General features: G+C 72.3%; 8 protein-coding genes. 3 read left to right on the forward strand and 5 right to left on the reverse strand.

Features of this window, described 5'->3' with window-relative positions:
- Nucleotides 1–147: 147 nt before the first annotated feature.
- Nucleotides 148–933: a thioesterase II family protein gene (locus D8M39_RS02325; protein ID WP_238693921.1), complete on the forward strand. Its 786-nt coding sequence runs from the start codon at nt 148–150 to the stop codon at nt 931–933.
- On the forward strand, nt 930–1,712 hold the full coding sequence (locus D8M39_RS02330; RefSeq protein WP_126874292.1) for a 4'-phosphopantetheinyl transferase superfamily protein: 783 nt from the start codon (nt 930–932) through the stop codon (nt 1,710–1,712). The genes D8M39_RS02325 and D8M39_RS02330 overlap by 4 nt, the downstream gene beginning before the upstream one ends.
- A 37-nt stretch (nt 1,713–1,749) precedes the next feature.
- On the opposite strand, the gene D8M39_RS02335 is transcribed toward D8M39_RS02330, so the two are convergent.
- The 3 genes from D8M39_RS02335 to D8M39_RS02345 form a co-directional block, all read right to left on the reverse strand.
- Nucleotides 1,750–3,180, reverse strand: a complete 1,431-nt coding sequence (locus D8M39_RS02335; RefSeq protein ID WP_126874293.1) for a DUF418 domain-containing protein — start codon at nt 3,178–3,180, stop codon at nt 1,750–1,752.
- Nucleotides 3,177–7,250 (reverse strand): Pls/PosA family non-ribosomal peptide synthetase, encoded by a 4,074-nt coding sequence (locus D8M39_RS02340; protein WP_238693922.1) that lies wholly within the window; start codon nt 7,248–7,250, stop codon nt 3,177–3,179. The genes D8M39_RS02335 and D8M39_RS02340 overlap by 4 nt, the downstream gene beginning before the upstream one ends.
- A 482-nt stretch (nt 7,251–7,732) precedes the next feature.
- A complete protein-coding gene (locus D8M39_RS02345; RefSeq protein WP_232300390.1) occupies nt 7,733–8,686 on the reverse strand; it encodes a hypothetical protein in 954 nt (317 codons plus the stop codon).
- A 298-nt stretch (nt 8,687–8,984) separates the two neighbouring features.
- Here D8M39_RS02345 and D8M39_RS02350 point away from each other — a divergent pair, with 298 nt between their 5' ends.
- On the forward strand, nt 8,985–10,277 hold the full coding sequence (locus D8M39_RS02350; protein ID WP_126874294.1) for a DUF3500 domain-containing protein: 1,293 nt from the start codon (nt 8,985–8,987) through the stop codon (nt 10,275–10,277).
- A 259-nt stretch (nt 10,278–10,536) separates the two neighbouring features.
- On the opposite strand, the gene D8M39_RS02355 is transcribed toward D8M39_RS02350, so the two are convergent.
- Entirely contained in the window at nt 10,537–11,544 is a 1,008-nt protein-coding gene (locus tag D8M39_RS02355; RefSeq protein WP_126874295.1) for an arsenic resistance protein, read from the reverse strand.
- 64 nt (nt 11,545–11,608) lie between these two features.
- On the reverse strand, nt 11,609–12,175 hold the full coding sequence (locus D8M39_RS02360) for an NADPH-dependent FMN reductase (RefSeq protein ID WP_094394090.1): 567 nt from the start codon (nt 12,173–12,175) through the stop codon (nt 11,609–11,611).
- Nucleotides 12,176–12,334: the final 159 nt, after the last annotated feature.

The raw sequence follows: 12,334 nt of genomic DNA on the forward strand, positions 1-12,334 counted from the left end.
CTCCTCCCCGTCCCGTGCGCACCGCACGCCCCACGGCAGGCCCGCGACGATCCCCCGATCACCGCGCACCACCGCCCCGGGCCCCTGGCGCACCCGGCGGCCGGCTGCGCGGGGACGCCCCCACCAGGACCCAGGAGGTTCGGGACGTTGGCCACCACCCCCGCCCCCGGCACCACCCCGCTGACCGAGCCGCACCCGGCGGCCCTCGAGCGCTTTCCCGCCGCCGACGCCGTCCCCCGGCGCCGGCTGCTCCTCTTCCCCCATGCCGGCGGCGGCGGACTCAGCGGCAGGGCCCTGCTGCACCCCGGCACCGAGGTGCTCGTCCACCGCCGTCCCGGGCGCGAGTCCCGCATGGGCGATCCCACCCCCGTGAGCGTGCGCGGCGCCGTCGACGAGGCGCTGGCCGTCCTGCTCCCCGTGCTGGACGCCGATGACGTTCCCACCGCGGTCCTCGGCCACTCCTTCGGCGCGCTGCTGGCCGCGGAGTTCACGGCTGCCCTGGACCGGCTGCGCCCGGGGCGCCTCGAGCGCGTGGTGCTCTCGGCCAAGGCCACCCCGCCGGCCCCCGACCCGCAGCTCGCGGCGATCATGGAGGACGACGGCGCGCTCGCCGCCTGGCTGCTCGCTCTCGGCGGCACCCCCGAGGAGCTGCTCACCGATCCCGGGCTGCGCGAGATGGTCCTCGCCCCGCTGCGCGCGGACCTGCGCGCCTCCCTCTCCTATGACGGCGAGCCCCCGCACCTGGCGAGTCCAGTGCTGCTCGTGCACGCCCGCGAGGACGGCGGCGCGACCGCCGAGGCCATGGCCGGGTGGGCGCGGTGCACGAGCGGGCCGGTGCGCACCCTGGAGGTCCCCGGCGGACACCACGGCCTGTACGAGCACCCGGACCTGCTCCACGCGGCCCTGGACGAGGCCACGGACGGCCCCCGGTGAGCGCGCGGACCGCCACCGTGGCCCAGCCCGTGTGGGCGCAGCTGCGCCGCCGGGTCCCCGGAGCACCCGCCGACCTGACCCTGCACGTGCTGCCCCTGGCCGAGGTCGCGGCGTGGGCCGAGTCCGCGACGGACTGCCTCTCCGCGGAGGAGCTCGCCCGCGCCCGCGGCATCCAGGAGACCTCCGCGCGTGAGCTGTTCGTGGTCTCTCGCGTGGCCCTGCGCCACGTGCTCGGCCACCGCCTGGGCTGCGCCCCCGGGGACGTCCCCGTGACGCACGACCCGCGCACCGGCGCCCCCCACGAGGTGCACGGCCGTGCCGGTGCCGTGGCCGGGCGGCGCGGAGACGCCGGCCCCGAGCTCGGCTGGTCCCCCGCCCTCGGGCAGATCCGCCCCGTCCACTTCTCGATCTCCCGCACGGCGGGTCTCGTGGCGGTGGTCACGGCGCAGCGCGAGGTGGGCGTGGACGTCGAGCGGCTGCAGAGCGAGGTGGAGACGGACGTGCTCCTGGACATCCTGCACCCCGCGGACCGCGCCCGGCTCGCGGGACTGCGCGGGCGGCGTCGTCGCGTGGCGGTGACGCGCGCGTGGGTGCGCGTGGAGGCGCTCGTGAAGGGGTGGCGGACCGGCCTGGCCCGGGACCCGGCGAGCATCAACGTGGGGACCCGCTCCCGCGCCACCTACGGCCCGGACTGGACCGTGGGCGACGTCCGCACCACCGCGCGCGAGAACGCCCGGTTGGCCGTGGCATGGCGAACGGACCCCGCCCCGCAGGGCTGAGGTCCGTTCGTCGGGTGCGGTGCGCGCTACCGGGTGCTCACCGGGCGCTCGTCTCCGCACGACGTCGCGGCGGTGCCTTCTCGACCGGCACGACCGCGGCGGCCGCGCCCTTCGAGACCTTCGTGACCAGCCGCTCCAGCGGGCCGTTGCCCAGCGCCTTCTGCCAGGCCACCGCGAACAGCGCCGCGACCGCGATCTGCACGAAGTACCAGAACCACGGCGTGCCGTCCGTCCACACGAAGGCCAGGAACACCAGGTGGCTCACGTACAGGGTCAGCGTCATGGAGCCCATGGCGCCGAGCCAGGTCAGCCACTTGCCGATCACGCGGCTGAGCAGCAGGAAGACGCCCAGCGCGATCATGGCCATGCCCGCGCTCTTGAGCAGGGCGAACGGGGTGTTGGTGTGCGGCCCGGAGAGCAGCAGCCACAGGTTGGTGGTGTTCGGCATCTGAGGGTCCGGGCCGAAGGCCTGGATGTTCCACACGTCCTCCCACGTCATCCACGGAGTTGCCTGGAGCAGGGCGTCCTCGAGGTCGAAGCGCCACAGCATCAGCAGGGACACGCCCCAGCCGATCGCGGCCACCACGGCACCCACGATCACGAGCAGCACCTGCACCCGGTCCCGGGACAGGGGCAGCCGGCCCAGGGCCATGCCCAGGCAGATGAACGTCATCCACGGCAGCGCCGGGTAGGTGCCGGTGAGGAACAGCTCCGCGAGCACGGCCCCCGGGTCCGTGAACAGCTCCGCGTAGCTCGGGTTGCCGTAGACGTGCGCGGGCAGCACGGACAGGGACCACTGCATCACGAACGGCATGACCACCGCGAAGAACACCGAGGAGGCCAGCAGCCACCGCACGGTCATCAGCGTGAACGGGATGGCCACCAGGAACATCAGACCGTAGTAGATCAGGATGTTGTACACCGGCAGGTCCAGCAGGTTCACGGTCATGCCGATGAGGAAGAGCACGATCGCCCGGACGAAGATCGACACCCGGGCCCGGTGGCCCTCCCTGCCCTTGCGGGGGTGGCGGCCGCCGGTCATGAACGCGAGGCTCACACCGGCCAGGGTGGCGAACAGTGCGGCGGAGTGGCCCGCGAACAGGCTCCACTCCAGGGTGGGTTCCTCGTCCACGCCCTGGGTCGCGGGCAGCACGTGCACCGCGATCATGCCGATCAGGGCGAAGCCGCGGGCCACGTCCACGCCCATGATGCGGCGCTTGGTGCGCCGACCGTCCGCGCTGGCCACGTTGCGGGTGACCGCCCCCTGACGGGGCGCGGAGGTGGAGCGCGGCGGGGCGGTGACCACCGGGGTGGCCTGGGTCCACAGTCCGCTCTCGGCGGCCATGCGGCCCTCGTCCCCGCGGTCCCCCAGCCACACCTCGCGCGGTGGGCGGCGCCCCGGCTGCGGGCGCTGCCCGAGCGGGAGGTCGCCTTCCACGACGTCGTCGTTCACACTCTGCTGGGTCATTCGGTGGCTCCCTTGTGCTGGGCGGCGGACTCCCCGAGGGGCATGGTGGCCGTGTGGGCCGAGGGCACCGCGGTGGAACCCGCGGTACGGGGCGACGACGCCGCGGCGGGCACGCCGCCCGTCGTCGCACCGGGTGCCGTGGCACCGGGCGTGACGGTGCCGGCGGTGGGCAGTGCCGGGGTGGGCACCACCAGTGCACTGACCACCTGGTCGCCGGCCTCGAGGTGACGGATGGGGTTGCCGCCCCAGTTGCCGTCCGAGGGCACGGTCTCCTGGCGCATCACCAGCGAGCCCGGGGCCACGGTGGTGCGCTCCTCGATCGTGGCGCCCGGCAGCACGAAGCTGTTGGGCCCCAGGGTGGAGCCGCGGCGCATGGTCACCGGCTCCATCCGCATGATGCGGTCGTGGAACAGGTGGGTCTGCAGCACGGTGCCGCGGTTCACGGACACGTTGTCCTCCAGGTGCACGAGGTCGAACTCGGGCAGCCACCAGGTCTCGCACCACACGCTGCGCCCGATCTGCGAGCCCATCAGTCGCGCCCACACGTTGAACATGGGCGAGCCCACGCTCAGCCGGATCATGGAGGGCACGGCCAGGGACTCCGCGAAGACGTCCGTGAGCTCGTTGCGCCACACGAAGGAGCTGAACAGGGGGCGCTCCGAGGCCCGGAAGCGGCCCATCAGCGCCCACTTGACCAGCACCGGCACCAGGCACGCGACGGTGCTCGCCACGGTCAGCACCACGCCGGACCACGCGAACGCGGCCACGACGCCGCTGGCGCCCATGCCGTGGGACATGTAGATCTCCGTGAGCACGTACACGATGATCAGGTCCAGCCAGGCCGAGACCATGGCGGGCAGGAAGCGGAAGAACTCCACGAACGCGCGGGCCGCCTTGAGCCGACGCTGCGGCTGGAAGGTGGACTCCGAGTCCGCCTCGGTCTTCGCACGGGCGATCGGCTCCGCGGTGCGGCCCAGCCAGGAGGACCCGGCGGGGGCGTGGTAGGGCGCGGAGCTGAGCACGGCCACCAGGGCGTCCGCCGGGAGGTCCCGGTCCGGTCCCACGATGCCCGAGTTGCCCACGAAGGTGCGCTCACCGATCACCGAGGTGCCCACGTGCAGCCAGCCGAAGCCGGCGCGGTGCGAGGTGACCAGCGCGTGGTCCGCGAGGAACGAGCCGTCCTTGAGCGTGGTCAGGTGCGGGATGGTCTCCGCGGTGGAGATCTCCACGTTGCGCCCCACCTTGGCGCCGAGCAGGCGCATGAACCACGGGGTGATGCACGAGGCGTAGATGGGGTAGGTGGAGATCAGGGTGCGCTGCATGAGCGTCTCGGTGAGCCACATGGCCCACCCCACCTTGCTGTCCTGCGGGAAGTAGCCCGGGACGATGGTCCCGGCCAGCAGGCGCACCACCGCCACGACGAGCAGCAGCCACACCACGGCGGTGACGACCGTGAACACCGGGACCCACACGGCCACGATGGGGAACACGATCTCGTACTCCTGGATGTGGATGACCCGGGTGAGCACGATCAGCGCGCCGGGGATCAGCGCGAGCAGCGGCAGCACGCCCACGAGGACCGCGCCGAGGCTGTACATGAGGTAGGACAGACCCTTGCCCCACGTCTTCAGCCCGCCCGTGGACTCCGGGGAGCCCTCGGGCCAGGTCAGCCCAGCGGTCCCGCGGTGGCGCAGCGGGGACCCTCCCCACAGCTCGCCGTCCGGGATGCTGTGGGTGACGTGCGAGCCAGGCAGCACCTCGGCGCCGTCGCCCACGCGCGTTCCCGGGTCCAGCAGGGTGCGGGTTCCCACGCGGGCGTTGTCGCCGACCTCGATGGCTCCCACGTGGAAGACGTCCCCGTCCAGCCAGTAGCCGGAGAGGTCCGACTCGAACTCCACGGTGGAGTTCGCGCCCACGCTCACCAGCCCGGTGACGGGAGGCGTGTTGTACAGGTGGGCGCCCTTGCCGATCCGGTTGCCGAACAGCCGGTGCAGACCGCGCGCCATGGGCGTGCCGGTGAGGACGTCGTACTTGTTGTAGACCACCACGCGCTCGGCGGCCCACACGCGCACGTGGTTCCAGCTGCCGCGCGGGTAGTGCCCGGGCTTGAGGCCCGCGGTCAGAGCCCGCACCGTGGCCGCGCCGATGAGCACGCGTCCCGGCAGGGAGAACATCACGAGCCACCCGATGACCAGCGGCCACAGGGGCGGTTTGGGCACCCAGCCAGCGTCCGCGACCACGGCCAGGATCCACACCACGATGACCGAGCCGACCACGTAGCGGAAGCCGTTGAGCACGTTGAGCAGCAGCAGGAACGCGCCCTGCAGCCACCCGGCGGAGGCGGGAATGGGCTCGGGGTCCCGTTTGACGTCGTGGGACTCCCCCAGCGTGGCCAGGTAGCCGGCCATGGACTCGAGCGTGGGGTGCGAGTAGATCTTGGCGATCTCGGTGTCCGGGTGCGTCTTGCGCAGGGCCGAGACCAGGCGGGCGAGCGCCACCGAGCTGCCGCCCATGGCGAAGAAGTCGCTGTCCGCGGTGAAGGGCAGCGGACCGAGCTGGTCCGCCCACAGCTCCGCGAGCCAGGCGAGATCGCCCTGCAGCGGGGCGGAGCCGTCCTCGTTGGAGGCGGGCAGCGGCCAGGGCAGGGCCTTGCGGTCCACCTTGCCGGAGGTCTTCATGGGCAGCTCTTCCATGAGGCACAGGGCCGGGACCATCTGGCCCGGCAGCCGCTCCACGAGCCAGCGCCGCGCCTCGGAGAGGTCCACGGAGCCCTCGAACTCGGGGACGAGGTAGCCGGCGATGACGCTTCCGCCGCCCGGGGTGGAGTGCACGGCGCACGCGCCGAGCTTCACGCCGGGGACCTCGGTCATCTGGGTGTCGATCTCGCCCAGCTCGATGCGGCGGCCGGAGACCTTGACCTGGTCGTCCGCGCGCCCGGCGAAGACGATGCCCTCCTGCTCGGCGCGCACCACGTCACCGGAGCGGTAGGCGCGCTCCCAGCCAAGGGACTCGAGCGGGGCGTACTTCTCGGCGTCCTTGGCCGGGTCCAGGTAGCGGCCCAGGCCCACGCCGCCGATGATCAGCTCGCCGGTCTCGCCCCAGGCCACGGGCTGGCCCTCGGCGTCGACGACGGCGAGCTCCCACCCGGGCACGGCCAGGCCGATGCGGATGGGCGCCTCTCCGGTGAGCAGGGCACCGGTGGCGATGACGGTGGCCTCGGTGGGGCCGTAGGTGTTCCAGACCTCGCGGCCGGGGCGCACGAGGTGCTTGGTCAGCTCCAGCGGGCAGGCCTCGCCGCCGAAGATCAGCAGGCGCACCCGGTCCAGGGCCTCGCTGGGCCACAGGGACGCGAGCGTGGGCACGGTGGAGACCGCGGTGATCTGCTTGTCCACGATCCACTGGCCGAGGTCCGGGCCGGAGCGCACGATCTTGCGGGGTGCGGGCACCAGGGTGGCGCCGTGGCGCCACGCGAGCCACATCTCCTCGCACGAGGCGTCGAAGGCCACGGAGAGCCCGGCCATCACGCGGTCGCCGGGGCCCAGCGGGCGGCGCTGCAGGTACATCTGGGACTCGGCGTCCACGAGCGCGGCCGCGGAGCGGTGGCTGATGGCCACGCCCTTGGGCTTGCCGGTGGAGCCGGAGGTGAAGATGATCCAGGCGTCGTCGCGGGTGCGCGGGGTCTCGGTCTGCTCGCCCGGGGTGACCGACGGGTTGCGGGTCAGCTTGAGGCCCTGGCCGAAGACGGCGGCGACGCCGGCCTCCTCCCACACGGTGTTGGCGCGCTCGTCCGGGTCGTCCCAGTCCACGGGCACGTAGGCCGCGCCCGCGAAGAGGGTCGCGAGGATGGCCACGTAGAGGTCCACCCCTCCGGACGGGACGCGCACGCCCACGCGGTCCCCGCGGCCGATGCCGAGGTCCCACAGCCGCTGCACGTGGGTCTCGATGCGGTCCTCGAGCTCGCCGTAGGGCACGCTCTCGTTCTCGTCCTCGAGCGCGATCGCGTCCGGGTACTGCTCCACGGTGTCCAGGACGATGTCCACCAGGGTGCGCGGTGCGGGTGGTTCCTCCACCGGGTACACCGCTCGGTCCGGGCTCGTGCCCGCACCCGCGGCGACCGGATGGGCCCCGCTTCTCAGTTCTTGGCTGTCCACTGCGTGTACGCTCCCCCTCGCTAAGGACCGATTGGGCAGGAGGAGACGCACGTGTCTCTCGGACGAGACTCGTGAATACGGATGCTTCTTTGACGTCCCCCAGGTCCCCCGACCTCGACGACAGCGCGACATCCTGTGAACGCGCCACGGTTTCCAGCGTTGAATTGTCCCCCTGCTGGCCCAGACTACGGCTCCAGATTACGGGATGGCGCAGCGCGGGAGCAACGGACGTGGTGAACCACACAGCATGTCAGCCCCCGCTGGGGAATCCCGGGGCGGACGCCCCGCGCAGGGTGCGAGTTCCCCGTGCGGTCCCCGGCCTGCGGGGCGCGGCCACCACGGCTCCGCAGCAACGGCAGATCGCCGGGTCGTCACCCCGCCGCGGTCACCGGGCGACCGGCTCAGCTGCTCGTGGTGGGCTGCGCGTCCTGGGCGCCGAGCAGCTCGTCCAGGATCGCGGCGTCGGGCATGTCGAAGTGATCGTGGCCCGGCAGCAGCTCCAGCCGGGTCTGCTCGAAGCCCCGCTTCTCGTAGAAGCGCTGACCCCGGGTGGCGGCCTCGACGGCGTCGAAGTCCGAGTCGGGGTCCGTGCCGTCGTCGTCTGCGCCGGTGAACCACCACATCTTCAAGGCCTTCTTCTGCTGCTCGTCCGCCGCGCTCATCAGCGATCCGGGGGATCCGCCGCCGCCGACCATCGCGGCACCGCCGGTCACCAGGTCCCGGGCACCGCTGAGCACCCCGTAGCTGAGCATCTCGGCGCCGCCGGAGTAGCCGATCCAGCTCACGCGGTCCTCCTGCACGGGCAGGTCCGTGAGCAGCCGCTGCGTCACCAGAGCGCGCAGCCACCGCAGGTTGGGGCGCAGGTCCCGCCACCACGTGCAGTCTCCGGTGCAGTCGGGCGTCAGGGGAACCACCAGGAGGTCGTTGTGGGACGCCGCCACCGCGGCCAGGCACGTGGTGCGTCCCCCGGGCTCGGTGTACTCCGCTCCCCCGTCCCCGTGCAGGTCCACCACCAGACCCACGGGGCGGCTCGTGTCCACCCCGCCGTCCACCACGTGGTACCTGCTCGTGGTCCCGTGGGAGGTGAAGGACTGCTGCAGCGCGCCCAGCGCACCGGCCTGCGTCTGGTCCTCGTCCGTCTGCTGCGTGGGCAGGGTCACGGTGTGGGGGTGGGCCCGCGAGTCGTCGGCGGACAGCCCGTAGCGGGTGCAGTCGGTGGTGGGGACTTGCGCGGAGGTGAACGGGTTCACGGCGACGAGCACGGCGGCGGCGATCAGCACCAGCAGGAGAGCCAGTACCGCGACGATCCGCCACCGGGGTCGCTTCGTGCCCGTCCTCGAGGGACCGGTGGGCATGGCGAAGATCGTACCCCGCGTCACGGCCCCACCCGGAACGGTGCCACCTGCCACGACGCCGCGGGGACGGCCCTGGTGGACCCGCCCCGCGACGGCGCCCGGCGAGGTCTCCGGACGCGGCGTCGTCGTGCCCACGGCTGGTTCCCCACACCCCGGCGGGCCCCCCGACCCCGACCCCGGCGGCTCGCAGCCCACCGCAGGTCACAGCCTCGGCACAGCCGCGCCCTCATCCCGGCACAGGGCCCGTTCCTAGCGTGGAGAACGTCAACCACCGACCGCCACGAACGGGAGCCCCGCCATGAAGATCCTCTCCAAGACCGCCGCCTGGACCGCGACCCTCGCGCTGTCCTCCAGCCTCCTGCTCAGCGGCTGCTCGGCACCGGCCGACGCCGCGTCGTCGTCCACCGTGGCCACGGCGAGCACCACGAGCAGCGCGGCGAGCACGGAGGCGACCACCGAGGATGCGACCGCGAGCGGCTCCACCACCGCGAGCACGATCTCCGAGACGGCCGAGGCCGCGCAGGCCTTCCTGGACACACTCTCGGACGAGCAGAGGCAGCAGGTGGTCTACGACTACGACGACGAGACGAAGACGACCTCCTGGTCCAACTTCCCGGTCACGTTCGTGGACCGTGCGGGGGTGAACCTCACGGACCTCAGCGACGAGCAGCAGGCCGCTGCGCTGAAGGTGCTGGAGTCGCTGCTCAGCGACGAGGGCTACCAGACGGTGGAGGACATCATGGGCGGGGACGAGTACCTCGCGGAGAACTCCTCGTCCACGGAGGACTCGCTGGGCCAGTACTACATCGCGTTCTTCGGGGACCCCTCGGACACCAGCGCGTGGGAGGTGCAGTTCGGCGGCCACCACCTGGGCATCAACGCCACGCTGGACGGCTCCGCGGACGACATCACCTTTGCGCCCACGCACCTGGGCTCGCAGCCAGCCGCGTACGAGGACGAGGACGGCAACGAGGTGCAGCCGCTGTCCGGGATGTACGAGACGGCGTTCGCGTTCTACGACAGCCTCAGCGACGAGCAGAAGGCGGAGCTCTACCAGGGCGAGGAGCTCGCCGCCATGCAGTGCGCCCCCGGCAGCACGTGCGACTACCCCACGGGTACCGGCATCAAGGGCTCGGACCTGACGGACGAGCAGAAGGACCTGCTGCTGGACGTGATCTCGCAGTGGGTGGGCCTGGGCGACCAGGAGACCACCGACGCCGAGCTCGCGAAGATCGAGGCCTCCCTGGACGACACGTACGTCAACTGGTCCGGTGCCACGGAGTACGACATGACCCAGGGCGATGGCATCTACTTCCAGATCTCCGGCCCGGACGTCTACATCGAGTTCGCGGACCAGGCCGGTTCCGCGGGCGCGGACGTGGACGGCGTGACCACCTCCGGCTGGGGCCACATCCACACCATCTACCGCGACCCCCAGAACGACTACGCGAACAGCGTGGAGCAGCAGGAGGGCTCCGGCCCCGGTGCCGGTGGCATGGGCGACGGTGCCCCGGGCGGTGCCATGGGCGAGGCCCCGGACCAGGAGAGCTCCGAGGACAGCACGGCCGCCACGGCGGACGCGAGCGCCTAATTCCCCCGCCCGGCGCCGTCGTCTCTCCCCCGACGACGACGCCGCACGCCCGGTTTCTGCCGCGCCGCACCCGGTTGCCCGAGTCAGCCCCGCACCCCAGTCCCCCGGCTGGAGTGCGGGGTTCACCCCTCAGGATGCGGACGCGCGGGGTGTTTCGGATTCCGTCTCCCGGCCTCCTGAGACCTTTTCTCCCGTCGCCGACCCGCCCGTCATTCTTCAGGTCTCAGATGAAACTCGAATCTTCCGCCTGTCGCGATTCTCAGATTTCGCTGGAGACTTGCAGTTTTCCAGCCCCGTCCCCCGGCCCCCGCTCCCCACGCAGCGGGACCAGCCGGGGGACGGCCCACACCAGGGCCACCATCACCGGCAGCTCCACGAGCGTCTGCGTCACCACCGCGAGGGGCGCGAGCCCCGTCTCCCCCGGCAGTGCCAGGGCGAGGGGCAGCACCACGAGGGAGTTGCGGGTCACCCCGGTGAAGAGCACGGCCCGGCGCTCGCGGGCTGACCCCAGGGCGAGCCGTCCGACACCCCTGCCCACCGCCGTCATCACCAGTGCGAACACGGCGTAGAGGGGAACCAGCGGGGCGAGCTCCGACACCCTGGCACCCACACCGGCGATCTGCGAGGCCACCACCGTGGCGAGGACGAGCACCATGAGCGGCACCATGGCCGCGGCGACGAAACCCTCCCAGGCCCTCGGGAGGCGGGAGTGCGCCGTCGCCCACTGGGTTGCAACGGCGAGTCCGAGTGGCACGAGGATCAGGGTGAGCAACGCCTCCGCGAAGGGGCCCCAGGGAAGCGAGTGGGCGGCGTCGGGCCCCAGGAAGAGCCAGAGGAACCCGGGCAGCGCGGGGATCTGGAGCAGCATGGGCACCGGCGCGGCGGCGAGCAGCTTCTCGGCCGCACCCCCGGCGAGGCCCGTGAAGACGATGACGTAGTCCACGCACGGGGCCAGCAGGACCAGCAGCGCGCCCGTGAGCAGGGGTCCCTGGATGCCGAACAGGTGCACCAGTCCCAGCACGACCACCGGCACGAGCACGAAGTCCAGGACCAGCACGGTGGCGAGGAAGCGCCAGTCGCGCAGGGCCCGGCCGAGATGGCGCAGCGGGATCCCGAGGAACGTGGCGTAGAGCAGCAGGGCCAGGAGGGGTGTCACGGCGGGGCCGGCGACGGGGCCGACACCCGGCACGAACCACCCGGCCACCGCGCCCGCCGCGATGGCGAGCAGGTAGAGGAGCACCTGGTGGCGCTGCATCCAGTCGCTCATGCGGGACCCCTCCGTCCGTCAGCGGCCCGGGCCGTGGGCTCGACCCTGTCCCGGGGCGGCGTCGTCAGCCCTGCGCGCCGTCCTTCTCGGTCATGGCCGCGAGCACCCGGTCCGCGAGCGCCGCAATCTCGTCCGCCTGCGCGCTGATGGCGGCCTCCGCGTCCGTGAGGGTGCCGTTATCGCCGTAGGCGTCCCGGGCGAGGGAGAGCTTCACGCCCTCGGGGTCCAGCTGCAGGCCCACGAAGGAGAGCACCTGGACGAGCTGGTCGTAGGCCTTGCCGCCGCCGTGTCCGCCGTAGCTGATGATGGCGCCGGGCTTGCCCTTCCACTCGTTGTAGAGGTAGTCCACGGCGTTCTTCAGGCCCGCGGGATAGCCGCCGTTGTACTGGGGCGTGACCACGACGACCGCGTCCGCGTCGTTGACGGTGGCGGCCCAGTTGCGGGTGTGGTCGTGGGCGTACTGCCCGGTGGCGGCGGCCTTGGGCTCGTCGAGCAGCGGCAGGTTCAGTTCGCGCAGGTCCACGACCTCCGTGTCCACGCCGCGCTCGCGCATGATCCGGTCCACGACACCCGCGATCTGGTCCCCCACCCGGACGGGCCGCGTGCTGCCGATGATGATGAGTGCCTTCATGAGAAGTGTTCTTCCGTTCCCGGGCGTTTCCCGGCTCTTCCCAGATGAGGGTGTAGCGCACGTCGCGCGGCGGGCCGGCGCGTCGGTGGCCGGATAGAGGTCGAGGTCTCCCGAGGATGAGAGCTCCTACACACTCAGCCCGAAAGACCTCGACGTGCA

The sequence above is a fragment of the Kocuria sp. HSID17590 genome, assembly GCF_003989485.1.
GTDB classification, from domain to species: domain Bacteria; phylum Actinomycetota; class Actinomycetes; order Actinomycetales; family Micrococcaceae; genus Kocuria; species Kocuria salsicia.